16 protein-coding genes and 3 pseudogenes are annotated in these 21110 nt (G+C 65.6%); 8 read left to right on the forward strand and 11 right to left on the reverse strand.

Going from position 1 to position 21110, the window contains the following annotated elements; translation table 11 throughout:
- Positions 1-2 precede the first annotated feature (2 nt).
- Together MCBMB27_RS30070 and MCBMB27_RS27785 are read left to right on the forward strand one after the other, a co-directional pair.
- A pseudogene (locus MCBMB27_RS30070) lies at positions 3-620 on the forward strand (porin); the annotation flags it as partial.
- Between the two features lie 310 nt (positions 621-930).
- Positions 931-2611, forward strand: a pseudogene (locus MCBMB27_RS27785) (IS1182 family transposase).
- 45 nt (positions 2612-2656) lie between these two features.
- Here the strand turns inward: MCBMB27_RS27785 and MCBMB27_RS27790 are convergent.
- The 5 genes and pseudogenes from MCBMB27_RS27790 to MCBMB27_RS29910 all read right to left on the reverse strand — a co-directional run.
- A pseudogene (locus MCBMB27_RS27790) lies at positions 2657-3682 on the reverse strand (recombinase family protein); the annotation flags it as partial.
- The gene (locus MCBMB27_RS29905; RefSeq protein WP_139231676.1) at positions 3672-3884 is read right to left on the reverse strand and encodes a hypothetical protein; all 213 of its coding nucleotides are present in this window, start codon (positions 3882-3884) and stop codon (positions 3672-3674) included. The gene MCBMB27_RS29905 and the pseudogene MCBMB27_RS27790, both read right to left, overlap by 11 nt.
- A 529-nt stretch (positions 3885-4413) precedes the next feature.
- Positions 4414-5649: a ferritin-like domain-containing protein gene (locus MCBMB27_RS27800; protein ID WP_075382146.1), complete on the reverse strand. Its 1236-nt coding sequence runs from the start codon at positions 5647-5649 to the stop codon at positions 4414-4416.
- Between the two features lies 1 nt (position 5650).
- Positions 5651-7333, reverse strand: a complete 1683-nt coding sequence (locus MCBMB27_RS27805) for a GMC family oxidoreductase (RefSeq protein WP_083683940.1) — start codon at positions 7331-7333, stop codon at positions 5651-5653.
- Positions 7326-7721 (reverse strand): sugar dehydrogenase complex small subunit, encoded by a 396-nt coding sequence (locus MCBMB27_RS29910; RefSeq protein ID WP_075382148.1) that lies wholly within the window; start codon positions 7719-7721, stop codon positions 7326-7328. Before MCBMB27_RS29910 ends, MCBMB27_RS27805 begins: the two co-directional genes overlap by 8 nt.
- Before the next feature lie 132 nt (positions 7722-7853).
- On the opposite strand from MCBMB27_RS29910, the gene MCBMB27_RS29320 reads away from it, so the two are divergent.
- Positions 7854-8753, forward strand: coding sequence for a thermonuclease family protein (locus tag MCBMB27_RS29320; RefSeq protein ID WP_075382149.1), 900 nt, complete (start codon positions 7854-7856; stop codon positions 8751-8753).
- A gap of 1242 nt (positions 8754-9995) precedes the next feature.
- Here the strand turns inward: MCBMB27_RS29320 and MCBMB27_RS27820 are convergent.
- Positions 9996-10988, reverse strand: a complete 993-nt coding sequence (locus tag MCBMB27_RS27820) for a hypothetical protein (RefSeq protein ID WP_075382150.1) — start codon at positions 10986-10988, stop codon at positions 9996-9998.
- Between the two features lie 167 nt (positions 10989-11155).
- Between MCBMB27_RS27820 and MCBMB27_RS27825 the strand changes: the two genes are divergently transcribed.
- Positions 11156-11380 (forward strand): type II toxin-antitoxin system VapB family antitoxin, encoded by a 225-nt coding sequence (locus MCBMB27_RS27825; RefSeq protein ID WP_075382151.1) that lies wholly within the window; start codon positions 11156-11158, stop codon positions 11378-11380.
- Here the strand turns inward: MCBMB27_RS27825 and MCBMB27_RS30080 are convergent.
- Positions 11288-11497 carry a hypothetical protein gene (locus MCBMB27_RS30080; RefSeq protein WP_162494521.1) on the reverse strand — a complete coding sequence of 70 codons (210 nt, stop codon included), beginning with the start codon at positions 11495-11497 and terminating at the stop codon, positions 11288-11290. The two genes, MCBMB27_RS27825 and MCBMB27_RS30080, sit on opposite strands and share 93 nt — an antisense overlap.
- A 354-nt stretch (positions 11498-11851) precedes the next feature.
- Here MCBMB27_RS30080 and MCBMB27_RS27835 point away from each other — a divergent pair, with 354 nt between their 5' ends.
- Genes MCBMB27_RS27835 through MCBMB27_RS29920 form a run of 3 tightly spaced genes read left to right on the forward strand, consistent with a single transcriptional unit; the run spans position 11852 to position 15878 of the window.
- Positions 11852-14866, forward strand: coding sequence for a CHAT domain-containing protein (locus MCBMB27_RS27835; RefSeq protein ID WP_083683943.1), 3015 nt, complete (start codon positions 11852-11854; stop codon positions 14864-14866).
- Between the two features lie 11 nt (positions 14867-14877).
- A complete protein-coding gene (locus MCBMB27_RS29915) occupies positions 14878-15297 on the forward strand; it encodes a hypothetical protein (protein ID WP_139231675.1) in 420 nt (139 codons plus the stop codon).
- Positions 15298-15311: 14 nt separating this feature from the next.
- Positions 15312-15878, forward strand: a complete 567-nt coding sequence (locus MCBMB27_RS29920) for a hypothetical protein (protein WP_139231674.1) — start codon at positions 15312-15314, stop codon at positions 15876-15878.
- Between the two features lie 243 nt (positions 15879-16121).
- On the opposite strand, the gene MCBMB27_RS27840 is transcribed toward MCBMB27_RS29920, so the two are convergent.
- Positions 16122-16514: a type II toxin-antitoxin system VapC family toxin gene (locus MCBMB27_RS27840; protein WP_075382153.1), complete on the reverse strand. Its 393-nt coding sequence runs from the start codon at positions 16512-16514 to the stop codon at positions 16122-16124.
- Positions 16507-16746, reverse strand: coding sequence for an AbrB/MazE/SpoVT family DNA-binding domain-containing protein (locus MCBMB27_RS27845; protein WP_236953033.1), 240 nt, complete (start codon positions 16744-16746; stop codon positions 16507-16509). Before MCBMB27_RS27845 ends, MCBMB27_RS27840 begins: the two co-directional genes overlap by 8 nt.
- Positions 16747-16970: 224 nt before the next feature.
- On the opposite strand from MCBMB27_RS27845, the gene MCBMB27_RS27850 reads away from it, so the two are divergent.
- Positions 16971-18032, forward strand: a complete 1062-nt coding sequence (locus MCBMB27_RS27850) for a site-specific integrase (RefSeq protein WP_075382155.1) — start codon at positions 16971-16973, stop codon at positions 18030-18032.
- A gap of 102 nt (positions 18033-18134) precedes the next feature.
- Here the strand turns inward: MCBMB27_RS27850 and MCBMB27_RS27855 are convergent, their stop codons facing one another.
- A complete protein-coding gene (locus tag MCBMB27_RS27855; protein WP_236953034.1) occupies positions 18135-18563 on the reverse strand; it encodes a tetratricopeptide repeat protein in 429 nt (142 codons plus the stop codon).
- 141 nt (positions 18564-18704) lie between these two features.
- Positions 18705-20273 carry an ISL3 family transposase gene (locus tag MCBMB27_RS27860; protein ID WP_083683988.1) on the reverse strand — a complete coding sequence of 523 codons (1569 nt, stop codon included), beginning with the start codon at positions 20271-20273 and terminating at the stop codon, positions 18705-18707.
- Between the last annotated feature and the right edge of the window lie 837 nt (positions 20274-21110).

Raw genomic sequence — 21110 nt, forward strand, 5'->3', positions numbered from 1 at the left:
ACCTGCAGGGCGCCTACGGCTCCGGTGCCCAGATGTACACCGGCTACTGCGCCTTCAGCGGCTGCTACTCGCAGAACCCGGCCACCATCCAGGGCCAGAAGTTCGCGCAGTACATGAACGACGCGACGATCAACCCATTCTCGGGCCGACTTGAGCAGTCGACGAGCTTCACCGCGACGGCCTCGTACCTCCACTACTGGTCGCCGGAGTGGCGCTCGGCCTTCTTCGGGTCGTACGGTGAGATGAGCTACGGCAGCGGCGCTCGTCTGGCCCAGGGCGCGGCCTTCGCGCTGGCGAACAACACCGGTGGCAACTCGTTCGGCGTGAACGGCGTCGGCGTGCCGGGCACCCGGTTCTTCCAGCTGAGCGAGGCGCTGCGCGACACCTACCAGTTCGTGGCGGGCGGCAGCATCATCTGGTCGCCGGTCAAGGACCTCGATATCGGTGTCGAGGGCTTCTACACCCAGATCGGCGTCAAGAACAGCCGCGTGATCGACCGCGACAAGAGCCCGACGGCCTACGCGAACGTCGCCGGCATCAACAACGGCACCTTCGTGCCGCGGACCACGACGGCGGACAGCGTCTCCACCTTCCGCTTCCGCGTCCAGCGCGACTTCTAAGCCACTCCACCGGCGCCGGGGCCTCGGCCTCGGCACCGGTCCCCGTGCTTCAGGAACCTCAAGGCTCGGCTTCGGCCGGGCCTTTTTCGTTGTGCGCGGGAATGTGTCGATGCTGGATGAATGATGGGCAGAGGCGCCGCTGAATAATTGCCGGTCCCGCGCGCCTCCGCTGAGGCGGACCCGCAGAACCGGGCAGCCGAGCGTTGGACTTGCTTCGCAAAAGATACTGCTGGCGAATTGGGTGAATCGGTTTGAGATGATGGGCGTTTCCGGATCATGGCGCAGAGCGCGCCTTGTCCGGGATATCGAGATGTCTCTCCATCCCACACCCGATTGCGGCGTCCCGCACGAGACCGCGGCCGTCGCCCGTGCCGCATTCCCACACGGTCATGCCTATCTCAGGCTGAGGGATGCTCTCGGTCCGATCTACACGGATATCCCGTTCGCTGGCTTGTTCGCACGCGTCGGACAGCCCGCGGCCTGCCCCTGGCGGCTGGCGCTGATCACGCTGCTGCAGTTCTCTGAGAACCTGTCTGACCGCTGTGCGGCCGATGCCGTACGGGCTCGCATCGACTGGAAGTACCTGCTCGGCCTCGACCTGACCGATCCCGGTTTCGACGCCTCGGTCCTGAGTGAGTTCCGCTCCCGCCTCGTGGCCGGCGAAGCCGAGGCCCTGCTGTTCGACACCCTGCTCACCCTCTGCCGCGAGCGCGGCCTCTTGGCCAAGCGTGGCCGCCAGCGCACCGACGCAACCCATGTCCTCGGTGCGGTCCGCAGCCTCAACCGCCTCGGCTGCGCCATCGAGACCTTGCGGGCCGCCCTGAACGCCCTGGCTGTTGTCGCGCCGGACTGGCTACGGGCTCATACGGATCCGAACTGGATCGAGCGCTACGGCCGTTCCATCGACGACTTCCATATCCCGCAGGGCGAGACGGCGCGCCGCGCCTGCGCGGAGGCGATCGGTGACGACGGGCACCGGCTGCTTGCAGCCGTCGACGCCAAGGCTGCACCGGGCTGGCTGCGCAACGTCCCCGCCATGGTGGTCCTTCGCCGCGTCTGGCTGCAGAACTTCCACGTCACCGAACCACCGACCGGAGGCTCGGAGGGAGACGGGCGGATCCGCTGGCGGACGGAGGCCGAGGGCATCCCAGCGGCCCTGGTGATGGTCGCATCGCCCTACGATCCGGACGTGCACTACGCCAAGAAGCGCGCGACCACATGGATCGGCTACAAGGTCCACCTGACCGAGACCTGCGACGACGCCCAGCCGCCGCTGATCGTCCACGTCGCGACGACACCGGCCCCGATCGTGGATCGGGCGGTGCTCGACCCGTTGCACGCGGCGCTGGCGACGAAGGACTTGCTGCCGGCCCGCCATCTCGTCGACGCCGCCTATATCGACGCCGACGGTCTCGTGGCCGCCGCGCGTGATCACGACGTCGTCCTGACCGGACCGGTGTCGAAGGACAACCAGTGGCAAGCGCGTACCGAGGGCGCCTTCACCATCGAAGCCTTCCACCTCGACTGGGATCGGAAGATCGCGACCTGCCCGGCGGGACATGACAGCCGGAGTTGGCATCCCAATTACAACCTCGGTCGCACGGTCATACGGATTCGGTTCGCTGCACAGCACTGCCGAGCCTGCAGCCTGAAGCCTCGCTGCACCCCGCTCGCAGCGCCGTCTACTGACCCCGCGCTCGCGTGAGGAACACAATGCGCTCGTCGCGGCGCGGGCACGAGAGACCTCGTCGGCCTTCGCAGTTGACCGGCGACGGCGCGCTGGCATCGAAGGCACGCTCTCACGCGGCGTACGGACGATGGGCCTGCGTCGCAGTCGCTATCTCGGTCTAGCCAGGACGCATCTGCAGCACCTGCTGACGGCGACGGCGATCAATCTCGGCCGCCTTGCCGCCTGGATCGGCGACACGCCCGCTGGCCGAACCCGACGCTCTGCATTCGCTCGCCTCATGGCTCAGCCCGCGGGCGCGTAGGAATTCGCCAGCAGTATCTAAACCGGAGCAAGTCCACTGCCCCTTAGCCCCGGTGTACTGGACGCTCAGCTTGCGTCCGCAGCGCCGGCAGCGCAGCAGACCGGAGAGCAGGGCCGAGCCGAGCTTGGGCGCACCACGGGAACTCGTCGGGACGTTCTCGCTCACCATCGCCCGGATCGCCTCCGCCCGCTCCCACGTGACGTAACCCTCATGCGCGCCGGGCTTCAACGCCAGCCACTCCGAGCGCGGCGTGCGCCGGGCCCGCGCCTTGGCGCCGGCCGCGTCGTAGCTGGCCGTGACGCGGCTGCGGCCGTAGGCGTAGGCGCCGCCATAGGCAGGATTGGCGATGAACTCGCGCAGCGTCGAGTAACGGGGGCGGCGCCAGACCACCGGGCCGGCGTTGACGCGGGTCGGCAGATCGAGCCCGTGCTCCAGGAACCAGAGCAGGGCCTGGCGCACGCTGCCCAACTCGGCCACCTTGTCGATGGCCAACCGGATCGCGGCCTGCACACGCCGATCGGGATCCATCTCGAGCCGGTCGCCGGCCTTGAGGAAGCCGACAGGTGCCGCGACCACGAGCTCGCCGCGGCGCGCCTTCTCGTAGCGCGCGGACAGCGAGCGCTGGCGCAGGAGGTCGAGCTCGTACTCGTTGAGGCTGCCCTTGAGCCCGAGGAGCAGGCGGTCGTTGCCCAGGCGCGGCGCGTAGATCGCCTCCTGGTCGACGAGCAGGGTATTGATGACGCGGCACATCTCCACGAGCTGCTGCCAGTCCCGGCTGTTGCGGGCGAAGCGGGAGACCTCGCGGGCGGCGACCGCGCCGACCTTGCCCAGGCAGACCTCGGCGACCATACGTTCGAAGCCGGCGCGCAGCGTGCCGCCGGCGGCCGAGCAGCCGAGATCCTCGTCGATGATCTCGACCTCGGCAAAGCCGAGCCCGACGAGGCGCTCGCGCATGGCGTATTGCAGGGCCTGGCTCTCGCGGTTGTGCTGGACCTGATGGGCCGAGGACTGGCGGACGTAGAGCACGGCTTTGCGGGCTCGGTGCTGCGGGCCGATCTTCTCAGCGCTCATCGGCGCCTCCGGCTCGGACGTCCTGCTGCGAGGATCTGTTGGTATGGGCGACGAGCAGTCGGGCCAGCAGGCGGGTGAGGGTCTGCTGCGTCGCCGTCGGCAGGCTGCTCCAGGCTGGCGGTGTCAGAGTCGACGGCCCTTGCGTCAGGCCGAGGTCGAGCTGCGGGTCCGACCGGCGCGGTCGGCGCGGAGGCTGTGGCATGGCAATCTCCCGAGGACTCGGGCGATGCTAGCGTTGCTCGGCGCGGGACAGGGCCTCTGCCCGCCGCGGCGAGCAGGACGCGCAAGCTCATCAGCGCGGACAAGGCCACGACCGGCTGCGCCGCCGCCCGCATTGCCCCGCACGCGACGGGATCGAGCATCCAGACCGGGATCTCCTGTAGGCGTGCGGCTGGCGCGTCCACGAGTGTGCAGCGCGCGGCCGTACCTGCTGCGCGCCCGATCACCTCGTGAAGGCGAACCGCACGCCCGGCCCATGGATGCCACCCGTAGACGACGACACCGTCGTCGCCAGCGTCGGTACTATGGGTCTTGTGCTGAGGGGTTGTACAACGAGAGCCGTCCTCACACCGCCCTGGGGTGGCGAACGCCCCAGGAATTCGCCCTGGCGGCGGCCCTGCAGGCCGCCGAATGAGACCCGGAGGCTCACCTTTCGGCCGGACCAAGATCCGGGGGACCCTCAAGGGTCAGGGGGACGTCAATTGTGTCCGTGTCGCAAATTGTTCGCCAAGTCAGGTGGGATGAAGCGATCGGTCCATAGGGCCCAACGCGGAGGCGATCCGTTTCAGATTGTCCACGGCCAAGCCCAGCCGCTCTGGCGCCGTATCACGCCCGGCGAGCCGGGACGCCAGGCGCGTGAGGTCGGCCGCGCGTTCGGCCGCGACGCGCAGGGCGATGGCCGGCGCGGGCGGCAGGGTGGTGTGGCGGGTCAGTCCGAAGGCGGCGCCTGCGCGAGTGTCGTCGCCGCGACCCGAGGGGAGGAGGGCGAGCGTCTCGCCGAGGGGCTTTAGCACGGTCGTCATCGCGTCGATCGCCACGCCGCAGAACAGGCCGGCCATTGGTCCCGACGGACCGCTGGTGAAGGCGTGCTGTAGCAGGCGCAGCATCAGGACATAGACGTCGTCGAACAGGTCGCCGACCTCCCGCGCCAACGGATCGATGAGCACGTTGACCGGCCCACCCCCCGCCCAATCGCCGCGGATGCGCGGCACGGGGTTGTCGAGGACCGGGCGAGTGGGGCGGAATGCCGGGTCGGCGGCGCGTTGGGCCTCGAAGGCGGCCCGGGTCCGCAGAAAGGTGGCGTAGTGCGAGTCGCCGCGATCGCAGGCCGTCCCCTCGCCCTGCTCGGTGATGAGCGCGATCGCGGCGAGCGCCGATCGCGCGTCCCGGACCGGCAGTAGATCGGGGAAATGGGCGATCTCCGGCGTCATCTCCCCCTGGCTGCCTGAGAAGAAGAGGCTCTCCTCCGGCAGCACCCGGATCTGTTCGGCGATCAGGCCGTAGAGCTCGCCCACGGAGCGAAACCGCGCCGGCTCGTCGTCGTTCGTCCGTGCCGGCGCGGCGGTCCGCTCGGCCAGCAGATCGAGCGGCGTCTCGTACGAGATGAAGCGGTCGAGGGCGCGAGAGCCGAATCCTTCGAGGGCCAGCGGCTGATCGAACCCATAATAGGTGCGCCGCTGCGGAAAGTTCGGACGCCCGTAATGCGGTGAACCGCCGACGGCTGCGAGAATGTTCCAGACCTGCGCGAGGTGGAGCATCTCTTCGGCGGCGACCATGTAGATCTCGGAGGCCCACAACCGCACAGCCTGAAGCTGCCGCCAATCCAGACCACCTTCGCTGAGGTCCTGCTTCAGCGAGAATGCGGCGTAGAGGTAGGAGCAGGCGAGTCCGTGCTCGAGTTCGCAGGCCTCGGTGAGCAGACTGAGCAGGCGGGAGCGGCTCGCAAGCGCGGCTGGATCAGCGGACATGTCAGGGCCCCGTGCGGAGAAGGGTCGACACGGTCCGAGCCGCGCGTAGCGCCAAGGCCGCGACCGTCAGCGTCGGGTTGGCGGTCCCCCCGGTCGGGAAGGCGCCCGCGCCCACGATGAAGAGGTTGTCGTGGTCATGGGCTCTGCAGTCGCGGTCGACCACGGAGTTGGATGGATCCTGTCCCATGCGCGTCGTGCCCATGATGTGGCCGGCGCCCGAATAGGTCTCCTCTTTCTGCATCTTGCGCTCGCCGTCCGGGGCCCCGAGCCGGTCGAACACCGCCGACACCACCGCCAGGGCCTTCGCGAAGGCCTGCCTGTTGTAGTCGTCGAGCGTCATGGCGAGCTCCGCGCGGGGCACGTCGAACTCATCGGCAGGACCGTCGGCGAGGGTGACGCGATTGCCCGGCCGGGGCAGCATCTCCGTCGAGTAACTGATCCGGAACTGTCGGGAGAGCCTGTCGCGCAGGGCAGTGCGCAGGTCGGTCCCGATCAGGCCGGCATCGACGAGCCTGCCGAGGGCGGCGTAGGGCGTCTCGCTCCGGCCCATGCCGTCGTTCCCGATCGACAGGCGGAACGCGGCATGGCGGGCCCGGAAGGCGCCGTCCCGGAAACAATCGATGCCGACCGTGGTGGGCGGCCCGCGGAACGGGTGGAGCGGTTCGGCGACGATGGTCGCGCCCTGGCCCTGGAGGTGGTCCATCAGGTTGCGACCGACCTGGTCGCTGCCGTTGGCGACGCCGGCCGGCGCGGCGTCCGGATCCCGCGAGGCGAGCAGCAGCCGCGGCGTCTCGACGGCATGCGCGGCGACGACGTAGAGGTCGGCGGCGACCGATCCCTTCCGCCTCGCGCCGGCCTCGTCCCATCGGGTATAGCGCAGGGCCCGCACGCGCCCCGTCGTCCGGTCGAGGTCGATGCGGGTGACCACGGCCCGGTCCCACAGGACGGCGCCCGCGGCGACCGCCTTCCGCACATGGACCGACCCGTCGTACTTCGCGCCGATGGGGCAGATCGGGACGCAGGAGGAATTGCCGGCGCAGGCCGGGCGCCCGTCGTAGGGCCGCGAGTTGCGCGCCTGCGGCGTCGAGATGAGTTCGACCGGGATGCCGTGCACCTGCAGCCCGACCACGGCGCGCTCGACCACGAGGTCGCCGTAGGAGGGCCAGATCCGGGTCATCGGAAAGGGCCGGCTGCGGCGGGCGCCGTGCAGGCCGTCGAGCGCGCGGTGGTCGCCGGCGACACCAAGCGCGTGCTCGGCCTCGCCGTACCACGGTTCGAGATCGTCGTAGCCGAGCGGCCAGTCGACACCGACCCCGTACCGGCTGTGCAGCCGGAGATCCGCCGGGACCAGCCGCGGCATGTTTCCCAGCATGTGCCAGGTCGATCCTCCGACCCGCCGCAGATAGGTGCTCTTGAACTTGGAAGGGCCGGTTTGCGCGTAATCGTCCTCGCTGTCCGGGCTCTTCACCGGGGACGGCGGCTGGTTGTCGCGATAGGACGAGCGTGGCGTCTTGACGGCCGCAAGGGCGTAGTCGCCGACGAGGTCGACGCGGGCGCGGCCCGCAGGACCAGCCTCCACGAGGAGCACCCGGTGTCCGGCGCGCGCGAGTTCATGGGCCAGCAGCGCCCCCGCCACCCCGGCGCCGACGATCGCCACCGAAAAGTGCACGTCGGCCTCAGGCATCCGGCGCATACCGCCAGTGGCCGGTATAGCCGCCCGACAGGCCCGGCGGGTGGGCGCCGACGACCCGCCACAGCAGGCCGCCGAAATATGCCGCTTCCGTCGGAAACGGGGCCTCGTCCTTTCCTTCCGGAGGGAGACGTCCCGCATACCAGAGATAGGCGAGCCGCCGTGCCGCCGCCGCGGCGGCGCAATCGCCCGCGAGCGCCGCCTTCAGCGCGACTTCGGGCTCTTCTGCGGTCACGGCCACGGCTGCCAGGGACTGCAGCGCTGCGAGCTCGCGGGCCGCCGCCGCCGTGCCCCTCATCAGCGCGCGGTAGGTCTCGGCCAATGCCGCATCCAGGTCGTCCACCCCCGTCACCAGGCGCGATATCGTCAGGAACTCGGACAAGGGTCTTGCTCCTAAGCTTCTTCGGAGAGTGGCACGACCGTTCATCGCTGGAAAGACTTCACAATCGCAGAGCGAGCGTGCGATACTCGGCAAGGCGGCAACCTGTCCCGACTCAGAGTGGCGGAGACACACATGCCCTTCACCCTGATCAAAGGCACGTTCTGCGTCGTTGGTCTGTCGCCGGATGGCGACTCCATCCGGTTCGTGCCCGACGACGATGCGCTGGTGCGCGCGCTGCCCGGCGGCAGCAGCAACGGCAAGCCCTCGCGCCAGCTGAGGCTCGAGGGGATCGACGCGCTGGAGACGCACTACAATGCCCGGCATCAGCCGGGTCGATGGGCGTTTGCCGCGACGGAGGCCATCCTCGCCTTCGCAGGAGTGGGGAACGTCCAGTGGGACTCGCGCCACGCCACCGTCGTGGCGGCCGACGACGGGACACGGGGATGGATTCTGGCCCGGCACAAGGAGAAGTACAATCGCCCGGTCGCCTTCCTGTTCGCCGGCGAGGCACCCGACGACGACGGGGCCTCGGTGATGCTCGGCGAGGAACTCCTGCGTCGGAGCTTCAACCTGCAGGCCCTCCACGAGGGGTTGGCCTATCCAACGTTCTACGCGAGCCTGTTCGCCGATCTCAGAACGGCGATGACGGCGGCCACGGTGGACGCGCGCACGGCAAAGCGCGGGCTCTGGCAGGACGATCGCACCACGGCGGGCTTCGAGGCCGCCTCCCTCGCGGTTCTCATGGACGAGGTGCCGATCCTGCCAAAGCTGTTCCGGCGCCTGAGCGACTACATGGCCGCAAGCGGAACCGCGATCGGGTTCAAGGAGGCGCTGGCCGAGGGGCAGGATATCGTCTGGGACCTGCGGACCCAGCAGCGGACCCATCTCGACACCTTCGTCGAGCAGGCATCCGGCAGCGTTGAGATCCGGCTGACGCGTGATCCGGAGGACCTGGTCTTCGACGAGATGCCGCTCCAGCCGCCGGGGTTCTTCGCCGCGCTCGTCGGAGCGCCGATGCCATCGGGTGCTTGAGGCGCGCCTCATCGATCGCCGCGCGGGCAAGGCACCAGGCATTGCTCAAGCTCGACGAAACGCGGCCGGCCGTCTCGGTGCGTCGTAGATAGGCGGTCAAGCCCATCGCCGGCTATTGCAGCCGCTCTTGAAGCACCGGACAAAACCGCCGTTCAGCGAGTTGAGAGCAGATGGACGCTCTCGTATCGCGCACGCTCATCCCGGCCGTCGGTCCCAGGCGGTGCTCGGCTGGTTCTGAGCCACTCTCAGTGACGGGGTCGGTCCGAGGTCGCTCACCGGGACGATCCGGCGAAACCGACGTGGCATCGACTGAGCCCTCGACCGGGCCCTCGTTTGCGGCAGAGCGCAGAAGAAGGCTTTAGCAAGAGGACAGATCGGCTCACGGGGTTGCGACCCTGTGCTGGCTTTGATTATCTCTGCCGAGTCTTCATGCGCCCCTCAGCGCTGGCTGCCAAATCGTCTTCTATGGTCTGAAATTCTTGCCTCAATTCGGTTAAAATTGAGAACGATACTTTGGAATATTTAGTCGTAGAACTGTTTTTGATGGCGAAGAGAATCCGCCGCTGCAGCCATCTAAGAAACAAAATCATGCCGGGAATAATGCCGATTGAGTAGACACTGAAACATATGAAAGCGGACGATGGGACCCGCGCTTGAGGATAGATTGCAGAGACAGTTAGGCAGACAAAGCTGATCAACGAAACAGCAAAAAGAGAGGCTAAGACAAAGACATTCAGGTAGCGCGTAAGAGGTGCCGCCATAGCCGTCTTCCAGAAATTCTCAGCTGTCGCTAGTTGATGCTGAGAGATGCTCTCGTTCTCAGAATGTAGCTCGGCGACCGCTCGGATGAATTCGGATTTCTTGACAACGTATTCATTCCAGATTGCAATTGATATTGCCCCAAATCCTAATGTGAACTGAAATGTTGATGCTCCATTAATGAGTTCCATAGATTGCCCGCCCACTGCATCGTGCCGCGTCCGAAGATCATATCTTAGGTCGTATGCGATTCTGATTTGTAAACGGATATAGCTAATGTAAACAATGCGACTGCCTCTTGCGGCGCCCAGGAGCGGCACAGTGCTCGAACTGCAAGGAGGGCAGTGCAACAGGCGCTTCAGCTTGAAAGAGCTCGGTGTTTCTCGATCATGAACTCGTTCGATCCAGGGACCAAGGTGCTTGAAGTGTTCCGCGGCGTCGTGCCGCCGCGGCATTTCGTGTCAAGAACCTAAATCTGTCGATCTATTCTGGCTTCGTCGCTGAAATTGCATGATGATCACTGTATAGGAAGGCTGGAAGCTGTTCTACTGTCAGTCCAGTGTAGCTGTATCCTTTTGAACGCATGCCTCCCTCGATATTTGGGTAGTTCTTGTATTGGATATCATTTTCAGCGGGTTTGAAGAGATTTATAAGCATTGCTTCGACTTCTCTGGTCATGGCTTCGTCGCCCAAGGCGACAAGTGGTTCATTCATAAACCTATAAAGGGCTTCTTCGTCGCGCATATCAATCTTATGTACGATGGGTTCGGCGCCGTCCGGAATCGTCAAGCCCAGGCTATTCAGTTCAGGCACATCGGTCAGCCCGACAACACTCAGCAGGATCAATGAAATCTCGAATGGCGCCATCGCTTCGGGTGATGCGCCAACAGGCCCCTGCAAGGTCAGAATGCGTTGCATCTTGTCATGGCCCGTCAATCGGTCCCACACCTTTTGTGAGAACGCTTTGCCAATATAATGTATTTTGAAATCAAGAAAAGCGTACGGGTCACCATCCTCGTCCACTTCGACAGGCAGATCGTTGACGATCATCTCATAAAGAATTTTTTGGGGACTCCACCAAACAACGAATGAGCCATCTAATTTATAAATCTTTATGGCTCCAACGTCGCGGAATGGTTGCTCGGTGCCCGGGGTCTTGGACAAGAAACTTACTTCGATATCGACTGTCTCATCAGCCGTGCAAATGCCAGCCGATACAAGATTGATCCGGCAAGCGAGCGGCTGATGCTCGGCATCTGAGATCTTGAAATAGATATAGCCGTCTTTCAATATGACTTCATCAAAATACGTCAATGGCCTCTGTGCAATCATGTATATCGTGCAATTATCTAGGCGCTCCAAGACCGCACGCTCTGATTTAAGGAACTCGAATTCAAACGCAGACACGATCGGATATTTGGTAGAAACTTGGATATTGGCAACTTTGGTGCCGTCTATAAAATGATCTTCTGGCATCAATCGATGTCCTCCTCTCGATCCATCCGGAGGTCCGCATGTTTGGCCACGCGGCATACCGGCAATGTGAACCTGGTTCCCCGAACAAGGAAACGGACGGGATCGCATCGCCACATATGTGTCGACAAGCCAGGCGTTGCAACCTTAGGTCTACGTAACGAGAGTCCGTGGCAACCACCCCGGACGTTCGAAATCCTCTTGCTTACGAACCGGCCAGCGGGCGTGCCCAGCGTCGAAGAATCGGCATTGCCAAGGCCGTGATCCAGGCCCTCGAACATGAACTGGAGCGCGAGCGCTCCTCAAAACCCCTTGCCCAGCGGCTCGCAGCCCTCGCGGATCGAGTGCTGGCAGGCCGGACCCAAATGCTGGCCCAGCTTCGAGGCGGATGGTGACGCTATGAGGACACGCTGATGTTCGTCGACACGGTCGCCTTCGTGGCGATCACCTGCAAGGAACCCGAGGCTGATATCCTCGTCCACGTGCATCGCGCGGGCGAAGCGCCGGTGCACCTCGCAGATCATTCGCCTGACGACTTACCTGATCCTGGGCCGCCGCCTGGATCGCGATCCGGGCGATGTTCGGGCGGATCTCGACGAGTTCCTGACCGAGACCAGGATCACCGTCGTGTCGATCAGCCGGCAGCACCGGCCGCGTGGCCGTGGAGGCGTTTCAGCGATACGGGAAGGGCTGCGGACACCCGGCACAACTCAACCTCGCGGACAGCCGTTCTGATGCCTGTGCCCGCGCCTACCGGGATCCCATGCTCTTCAAGGTTCGAGACGTCCCGACCTGATGACCGTGCTACAGCAATGTTCCATAATGGTTTGAAGTCCTTACGGACGTAGCTTAGAGCCGCGGTGCCCATGAACACTTGGCAACAGGCAAATCCAAGGTTTGACTTCCGGTGCATCGGCGCGCCGGCGCTGATCTTCGTGATCTTGGGAGCGCAGGCCGCTCTGGCCTGTGACACGCCGGCAGCAAGGCGGATCGTCGCGTCGGCCGCACGTGGTCCGATCGTCGACTCATGGCATGTCGAGCAAGCTTTGGATTGTGTTGGCCACCGCATGAGGCCCGTTGTGACCGCTGCGGCCGCCTACGAACTGTCGGTCTTGTACGCTCAGAGAGGCCGTGGGGATGCATCCTCGTTCCGGCGCGCCGCGACCTGGGCGCGGCGGTCAGCCGCCTATCTGCGGTCGAAGGCCGACCGCGCTCTGCGCACATCGATGACCCTCGAGGCGCTCCGCCTCGACTTCTACGCCGCGTCCTCGGCGACCGACCTGCGCACGACCGCCGCGGCGACCGAGGCCTTCGTCCGATCCTGTCCGCTCCCGCCCGGTCGACCACAACCCTGCGACGGCGGTCTGAAGCTTCTCGGTGAGATCGCTCGGGAGAGTTTGGCGCAGGGGCAGCCGGACAGCCGCACGCAGGCCATCGGCGCGTTCCGTCGCTTCCTCGCTAGTGCCAGCGGGCGCCAGTCGGGAGATGATCGTGCGAGCGCCCTGCTCGACCTCGGCACTCTGCTGGCGCAGCAGGGCGAGAGCCTCGACGCGGCTGGGGTGGACGAGGCCATCGTAGCCCTGCGCGAAGCGGGCGCTCTGCTGGCCAAAGGGACGCAGCGCCACCGATCCGCCCTGGCCCAGGTCAATCTGGGAGCCCTGCTCGCCGACCACAGGCCGACGGCCGCCGGTCTCGACGAGGCCGAGAGGCTCCTCAGACCTTGGGCCGATCCTGCGAACGCTGTGCTCGACCCGTCCGTGGTCCTGGCCGCGCAACGCAACCTTGGCGGCGTTCTGTTTCGCAAGCAATCCGGCAATCGGGAGGCCGATCTGACGGAGGCGATCGATCTCCAGCAGCGTGCCCTGGCGTCAGCGCAATCCGATGATCCCGTCACTCGGATCCGCAGCGCCACAGGCCTCGCGATCGTGCTTGAAGCCTCAAGCCTCCATGAAGCGGAACGCTTGGGTGAAGCGACCCGTCTGATCGAGGACGCGCTTCAGATCAAGGCGCCGGGCCTGCGACGTGAGCAGTCCAAAGCTCTGTCCGTGCTCGTCCAGGTCAAACTGCATCAGCGCCGGATCGGCGGCGATGTGGATCCGGCCGAGATCGAGCGGTTGCTGGCGAAAGCCCGAGCTTCCGCCAGTCCCGATATCCGAGAGACGGCCCGCATGGCCGCCCTTGCAGCCGACGTCGCACGGGCACTTGGAACGGAGGGGACGCTGGGGGGGCGTGACGCTGCCATCCGCGACTTGAGCACGGCTCTCGCGCGACTCGGCGCCGACCGCGATCCGACGCTCTGGGCGACCTTGCAGAACAATCTCGGCAACCTCTGCAACGATCGGCGCCGACCCGACCTCATGCCCTGCGCCGAAGAGGCCTACCAGCGCGCGCTCTCCTTCCGCACCCTCGCAGACGTGCCGCGAGAGCATGCCGAGACACTGGTCAACCTTGCGAACCTGCGCTTCGCTCAGCGGGATTGGCGTCGCGCTGGGGAACTCTACGGCCAACTGGCCCAGATCAGCAGCGCCGGCTTCCTCCCGGCTCTCGATCGCGACATCCTTCTCAACGATGCCGCCCGCTCCGACCGGTGGTTCGAGCGGGCTTCCTTCGCCTTGGCGCAACTCGGGCGCACCGGCGAGGCTATCGCTGTAGCCGATGCCGGCCGCGTGCGCTGGCTGCGGCAGCGCCTCGGGCTCGATCATCCGCGGTTGGGCCTCGGCGCTGCCGGCCTCGATGCGCTGCCGGAGGGCGCGCTCCTCCTGATGCCGATCGTGACCAGCGCCGGGACGGTTGTTCTCGCGGCGATGCGTCGCGACCGGGTCGTCGAGACGCGGCACTTGATGCTGCCGCGTTTGGATGGCGACGCCGTGGCCGCGTTTCTCAAGACCGAGTGGCTCGCGCCATATGCGGCGGCATTCCCGAACGGGAGCGCCTCCGACGGCGGATCGCTTGCCTGGAACCAGCGGATCCTGCAGGCCCAGGCGTGGATCGGCGTCAGCTTGATCGGCCCGGTGCTGCGATGGCTCGACGAAGAGTGGAAGAGAGCGCCAGGAGAAGTCATCTTGAGCGTTCAAGGCGAACTCGCCCTGCTCCCATTGCACGCTGCCGCTCTTCCGACCGGCGGCAGCCTGATCGAGCGGGTGCGCGTATCCTACGTTCCGGCCATCAGCCTGCTCGAGGCCCGACAGCCCTCCACCGCGTCGCCCGCCCTCATCACCCTGCACGATCCGGCCCAGGAGCAGGGCCTTCCCTACAGTTCTGCGGAAACAGCCTTCGCCGTTCGCGCAGGCGGTGTGGCACCGCCCGGCCCGCTCGATGAAGAGGCATTCTTCCGAGCCTTTGCCCGGGCCGACACTCTGCATTTCGTCGGGCATGCCCGGTTCGATCCGGACGAGCCGCAGGACTCGACGCTCAAGCTTGCCGAGAACCGGCGGATCCGGGTCCGGGATATCGTGACCCGCCAGCTCGGCCGTGCCCCTCGCCTCGTTGTCCTGTCCGCGTGCGAGACGGGGCGTCTCGAGACCGCGACCATGGCCAATGAATATGTCGGCCTGCCCGCGGCGATGATGAGCGTCGGCGCCAAGGGGGTTGTCAGCTCGTTGTGGCCGGTCAGCGATGGGCCGACACTGTTCCTGATGGCGCGCATGCTGTTCGAAATTCAAGCCGAGGGGCAGCATCCGGCTGAGGCTCTGCGCCGAGCACAAATCTGGTTGGTCGATCGCACTGGAGCGGAACTCGGCCGGTTCCTGCGGGAACTGAAGCCCGAGCCTGGGTCCCCGGTCGCCCTTCTCGCCTACCGGCTCAGTGTGTATTTCCGGACCGCGCATCCCTACGCTGACCCCGCTTTCTGGGCGGGATTTGTCTATGTTGGACGCTGGTGATGGAGATATCCGTGGGCATAGTCGAGCTTCCGCTCCGCGCGGGCATCCTGGCGGCCCTTTTGGGAAGTGGCATGTTGGGAGGCGTTCTGCCTCAGTCCGCCCGCGCCCAAACACCCAGCGGCCTCAGCCTTCCAAAAGCTCAAGTGCAGTGCATCGTGAACCAACTCGACGCCTTTCTCGACGAGCCGGACGATCCCGTGATCGTCTATCTCGATCTGTGCCTGTCTACCCCTGATCAGAACGCCAGCGCCGTAGCTGGGCCGACCCGTGTAGACATCCCGTCGGTCCCCGCGCCCAAAAAGGAGGATCATGCCAGACCGCTGCCGAGCGTCGCCGTTTCCAAGGCGGTCTTACGTTGCCTCAAGGCGACATCTGCTACACCAGGTTTTCCGGCTACCGACCCAGTGCTGCTGACGGACACTTGCCCATGATCGGAGATCGATCCGTGACCGCGCTGCTCGACACACTCGAGGCCGTCTCTAAGATCCTTCTGATCATCGGGACATTGGTGGGTGGAGGATGGGCAGTCTACGAATACCTGGAAAAGAAGCAGGATGTCCGGATCGCGGAATCGATCGGCTACGTCAAACGCTTCTCCTCCGAGCCACTGATCGGGGCGCAAAACCGGATCGGGCAAGCGTGGTATGCGGCGCGCTCGCAGCTTCAGATTCTAGCCGCAACGCCTGTGGCCTCATCCGAGGAATTCGCGAAGCGCAAGCGTCAACTCGTCATGAGCGTTGTCGAGGCCTCTCCCGTTTCGCTCGGAAGCGGGAAACAACGGGGCATTGTCTCTGATGCAGATTTGATTGTTGGGTTCTTCGACGAGTTGCATATCTGCATGACATCAAATCTGTGCGATAAGAAAATTGCTCAGGGTTTCTTTCGACCATACGTAGAAAGATTTTATTGCTTGCATGAACCCTTCCTTGTGTGGAAATCAAAGAACTACTCTGCCGGATACGCTGACTCAATGCGTAAGGATTTTGCCCCTCCATCTGGCTGCTCATCATAGCTCTTTGCTGTAGTGCCGTCGCGCATGAGCATCGACACGTTCGATGTATGGGTCGTTCGTCAAGGAGCGGATGCACTCTGGCTCAGCCGCGCATGCATGACCGACGGTGCAGCCGACCTTCCCGTGAGAACGACCAAGCCCGTATCGAACAGATGAGCGGCGTGGCCGCCGCCGGTCGGATCGGCTGCTTGCGGTCATCGCTGGAGCGGGCTCGCGTGAAGGCTGGCCACACCAGCCATCGCCTTACCGCAGCAGCTCGATCGTGACGCCGACGGCGGCGCCGTCTAGCTGTGCCCAGGCTCGATCGGTCGTGAACGCTGTGGCCTCGAGCTGACCCGCCACGGCCAGGCAGGCGCGATCACCGAGCGACAGACCGGCTCCACGTGTGAACGACCGTAGCCGCGCAGTCTCGCGCGCATGACGCATCTCGAAGGGCAGGACCGTGAGTTGCAGCCCCTCGAAGATCGCATCGACAATATCTTCCGGCATCCCGAGGTCGATCAGCTTGGTCATCACCTCCGTGGCGTTGACCGCCGAGATCCGCGCGCCCGGCAAGTGACCCGCCACGCGATCGGCCCCCGGCTCGCCGAAGATGACGGCGAGCACCGCCGAGGCATCGAGAACGGGATCAGTCATGTCCGCCGTCCAAGTCCTCCTCGTCCTCGCGAGACGCTGCAGCCCGACGCTCCGCGAGGAACTCATCGACAATCGATGCCCGCCCTTTGGCAAATGGGGCGGCTAGGGCTCGTATCCGCTTGAGGGCATGATCGACCGTCGTGATCCGGATGCCATCCTCATCCTGTGTGAGGATCACACGTCCTGCGCCTATCAAGCCCAGTCCGCGGCGCATATCGGCGGGCAGGTTCATCCTCCCATTCTCGGCAACCTGTACCGTTCGGCGTATGGGTTCGGCCATGGCAATCAGTACTAAATTCAATATGGGGAGAGAACGGCATTCTCCCCGCGAGCCACACATTCGCAGCATCGCGCGTTCCTGTCACGACCGTTTCAGCCATTCAGATTGCCTTCGATAATACCAACTATCGCGGGAAATTTGTGGATCGTTAGGATTTGAACGGCTAGGCTCCCGCCATGGAGCTTGACGCCGCCGATCCCGCCCATGGGCCGACTCGCGACACGTTCGCCGCCCCGGTCCCGTTCGCCGACGTGCTGCCGCCCGGCCTCGACCTCCTCATCGAGCGGCTCGAGCAGCACGCGCGCGCCGCACGGGGCGCGTTCGCCGACAACACGATCCGGGCGCTCGCCGCCGACAGCCGCATCTTCGCCGCCTGGTGCCGCGAGGCGGGGAGGGCGATGCTGCCGGCGTCGCCGGAGACAGTCGCGGCCTTCATCGACGTGCAGGGAGACGTGAAGGCGCGCGCCACCGTCGAGCGCTACCGTTCCTCGATCGCGGCGCTGCACCGCGCGGCCGGTCTGCCAAACCCCTGCGCCGACGAGATCGTCCGGCTGGCGGTGAAGCGGATGAACCGGGCCAAGGGCCGGCGCCAGAAGCAGGCCGAGCCGCTCAACCGCACCAGCATCGAGCGCATGTTGGAGGTGAAGACGCCCGGGCGGCTGCACCGGCGTGTCACGGAGGCGAAACACGAGGTGCCGCTGATCGCGCTGCGCAACGCAGCGCTGGTCGCGGTCGCCTACGACACCCTGCTGCGTCGCTCCGAACTCGTCTCTTTATATATAGGGGATCTGCACAGGGGCGCGGACGGCTCCGGCACCGTGCTGGTGCGGCGCTCAAAAGCCGACCAGGAAGGGGAGGGGGCGATCAAGTACCTCGCCCCCGACACCATGGCGCACATCGAGGCCTGGCTCTCGGCCGCGCACCTCGAGAGTGGGCCGCTGTTCCGGCCGCTGACGAAGGGCGGGCAGGTCGGGCCGGCCGCGCTCGGGGGAGGGGAGGTGGCGCGGGTGTTTCGCGATCTGGCCACGGCGGCTGGGCTCAAGCTGGTGCGTCTGCCCTCTGGGCACTCGACCCGAGTCGGGGCGACGCAGGACATGTTCGCGGCCGGGTTCGAACTGCTCGAGGTGATGCAGGCCGGCTCGTGGAAGACACCGGCGATGCCGGCTCGCTATGGCGAGCGCCTTCGCGCACAGCGAGGTGCCGCCCGGAAGCTGGCGACGCTGCAGAATAGAGCTTAGTATTATGTTCAAAATTGGAACTATCGATCAATCTTAAAATCTACTCGTCTTCGTCAAACTTTGCCGGTAGATTCAAATAATGAGGTGTTATTGACTTTGTTATCAATAATATATTCTATCAATAGAATTTATATTTGAGAGGGTGGTTCTCGCATGTTGCCACAATGTGGCACTTGCGGCTACGTTGCCGATTGTACGCCGCACGCTCCTAGTATATAGGCTTGGTTGATCTTGCTGAGGTGAGAAGAAGGCACGCATATCACGTTGAAGTTTCGCGGCGAGCTCGTGATCTGGGAAGCGGTCGATGGCCGTCGTCCAAATTGCCAAGGCTTCAATCTTCTCCCCCCTGTTCCAGTAAGTGCCGCCGAGATTAAACATCGCCAAGTCGTAATCGGGATCCAGCGCGAGCGCCTTCTCATAGGCGTCAATGGCCTGCGCGGAATGGCCAAGGTCGCCGTATGCCACGCCGAGCTGAAACCAGCTCATGGCGTCAGGCTGGACGCGTACGGCCTGTTCGCGCAGGATTGGCAAGCTCTCTTCAAACCGACCAAGAGAGTTGAGGGCGGTCCCAAGACAGTAGCCGTAGTTGTCAAACAGCGTTGAACTTTGGTTCTTCCGCAGGTTCGGTGCTGAGGACTGGTTGGATGTTCTGGCTGGAGGGGAGCAGGCGCCTCAGGCGGCGTGCAGGACGCGCTGCCGAAGCAGATCGAAGCCGGCGCGGCCGTACATGGAGCGCTTGATCAGCTTGAGGCGGTTGACCTGTCCCTCGACCGGCCCGTTGCTCCACGGCTCTGCGATGGCCGCCTGCACGGCGGCTTCGTCCTGCCGCAGCCCGGCGACCAAGCCGCCGAGCCCGCTCGCGTCGGCCGCATCCAGCCACGGCTTCAACGCGGCGGGATCACCCGCGCGCAGGATCATGCCGAAGCCGCGCACCTGCTCGGCCGTGGCCTGCAACCTGGGTGCGAGACCGCAGAGCACTTCGACGAAACGGCGGTCATCGAGCGAGAGCTTGGCCGGATCGCACGTCAGCCACCGCGCGATGCGGCGGGTCGAGGGGATTTGGGCCGAGGGCGGTCGCACCGGCCGGTCGTGTCCCGCGTCTGACCGTCGCCGCTTCGCCCAGCACTGGACGATCTCGTAGCCGCCCTCGAAGCCGACGGCGCGAAGCTCGCGATGCAGGGCTGCCGCATTGTGCTGACCGTCCCGCCAGCGCGCCTCGACGAGGGGCAGATGAGGATCGAGCTGGGTCGGGGCAGGAGGCCGGCGGTAGGGCACGAAGGCGCCGGCGCGCACCCAGCGCCGCACACCGTTGCGAGAGGCACCGAGCGTGCGCGCGATCGCCTTCATCGAGAGGCCTTCGCCGTGCAGGCGCAAGGCTGCCTCGCAGCGCTGTCGCCGCCGACCGCTGCCCTGCCCGGCGTTCTCTTCTGAAGGTGGGTCTGCGGGATCAGCCGCAGCGACGATGGGGGCCGGGATTTGGGACACGACTCGGCGGGCGGCCTCCCTGATCTCGGGCTGATGCCGCTCCACGACCCCGCGTAGCGCGTCGGAGGCGTTGACGAGAAGATGCCAACGATCTGCAACCTGGATTGCCTGTGGCGCGCCGAGCCGCGCAGCCTCGGCGTAAGGCCCGGCTCGGTCCCGGCTGACGACGGCGATGTCCGGATGTGCGGCGAGCCAATCCCGCACCGGCGCACAGGAGCGGCCGGGCAGGAGATCGAGGACGCGGCCGCGCTCCAGATCGCAGACGATCGTGCCGTAACGCCGGCCGCGCCGCCACGCCCAGTCGTCGATCCCGACCACACGCGGCGGCGGGGATGACCCGATCCCGCGGCGGCGGACCAGCCGCAGGACAGTGTCGCCGCTGACCGGCATGGCCAGCCGCCGCGACAGGCGGGCGCCGGCTTCGCCGCCCAGTGCAACGCCAATGTCGGTCTGCGCCGCGGCCAAGCGATCACTGCGTTGGGCCTTCGCGCGGGCCAGGCCCGGGACCGGCTCGGCGAAGATGCGGCGCGGACACCGGCCGCAGCGGAAGCGGCGCACCTTCACCCTCCACGTGACGGAGCGGTCCTGCCAGGGCAGGTCCTTCAGGGTTCGCCAGTACGCGCTGTGCCCCCGCGCCGACCACTGCCCGCACTGCGGGCAGACCGCGCGCGGTGCCGTCGTCCTGGCCGTGATCGTCAGCGTGCCGACGCCCAGCGCCAGCTCGTCGACATGCACGCCTTCCGGAACCGAGGGCAGCGACGGATTCGAGATCACCATCGTGCTGGCCCTCGGACACTCCGAGGATCAACGCCTCAAAAAGCCCTCAGCACCGAACCTGCGGAAGAACCAAAGTTGCACGCCGAAACACACGTTGGGCGCGTTCCGCCGTTCGCCTGCCACGCCCATGCCTGAGCTTCGAGCTTATCAGAAAATGCAGCCGGTATAAGATCAGGCTCAGGTTGCCTTTCCCTCTTTTGCAAGCGACGCGCAAACTGGGCCCCGCCCCAAGCGGAGGCGGACCTCCCCAAACCGAGATGGGCGCTTGGCGCGCTGCTCGGCCTCGGCCTCGGCCTGCGCTTTCTCGGGACCGAACATCTGAGGGCCGGCGCCAGAAGCAGGCCGAGCCGCTCAATCGGGGCAGCAGCGAGCGCATGCTGGAGGTGAAGACGCCCGGGCGGCTGCACCGGCGTGTCACGGAGGCGAAACGCGAGGTGCCGCTGATCGCGCTGCGCACCGCAGCCCTGGTCGCGGTCGCATACGATACCCTGCTGCGCCGCTCCGAACTCGTCCCTTTATATAGGGGATCTGCACAGGGGCGCGGACGGCTCCGGCACCGTGCTGGAGCGGCGCTCAAAAGCCGACCAGGAAGGGGAGGGGGCAATCAAGTACCTCGCACCCGACACCATGGCGCACATCGAGGCTTGGCTCGCCACTGCACGACTGGAGAGTGGGCCGCTGTTCCGGCCGCTGACGAAGGGCGGGCAGGTCGGGCCGGCCGCGCTCGGGGGAGGGGAGGTGGCGCGGGTGTATCGCGATCTGGCCACGGCGGCTGGGCTCAAGCTGGTGCGTCTGCCCTCTGGGCACTCGACCCGA

Source organism: Methylobacterium phyllosphaerae (assembly GCF_001936175.1).
GTDB classification, from domain to species: domain Bacteria; phylum Pseudomonadota; class Alphaproteobacteria; order Rhizobiales; family Beijerinckiaceae; genus Methylobacterium; species Methylobacterium fujisawaense.

Excerpts from the sequence above, each read along its gene's own strand:
- MCBMB27_RS29905 (WP_139231676.1), bottom strand. The coding sequence starts at position 3,884 with ATGCCACAGCCTCCGCGCCGACCGCGCCGGTCGGACCCGCAGCTCGAC.
- MCBMB27_RS27800 (WP_075382146.1), bottom strand. The coding sequence starts at position 5,649 with ATGTCCGCTGATCCAGCCGCGCTTGCGAGCCGCTCCCGCCTGCTCAGT.
- MCBMB27_RS27805 (WP_083683940.1), bottom strand. The coding sequence starts at position 7,333 with ATGCCTGAGGCCGACGTGCACTTTTCGGTGGCGATCGTCGGCGCCGGG.
- MCBMB27_RS29320 (WP_075382149.1), top strand. The coding sequence starts at position 7,854 with ATGCCCTTCACCCTGATCAAAGGCACGTTCTGCGTCGTTGGTCTGTCG.
- MCBMB27_RS27820 (WP_075382150.1), bottom strand. The coding sequence starts at position 10,988 with ATGCCAGAAGATCATTTTATAGACGGCACCAAAGTTGCCAATATCCAA.
- MCBMB27_RS27835 (WP_083683943.1), top strand. The coding sequence starts at position 11,852 with ATGAACACTTGGCAACAGGCAAATCCAAGGTTTGACTTCCGGTGCATC.
- MCBMB27_RS27840 (WP_075382153.1), bottom strand. The coding sequence starts at position 16,514 with ATGACTGATCCCGTTCTCGATGCCTCGGCGGTGCTCGCCGTCATCTTC.
- MCBMB27_RS27845 (WP_236953033.1), bottom strand. The coding sequence starts at position 16,746 with ATGAACCTGCCCGCCGATATGCGCCGCGGACTGGGCTTGATAGGCGCA.
- MCBMB27_RS27850 (WP_075382155.1), top strand. The coding sequence starts at position 16,971 with ATGGAGCTTGACGCCGCCGATCCCGCCCATGGGCCGACTCGCGACACG.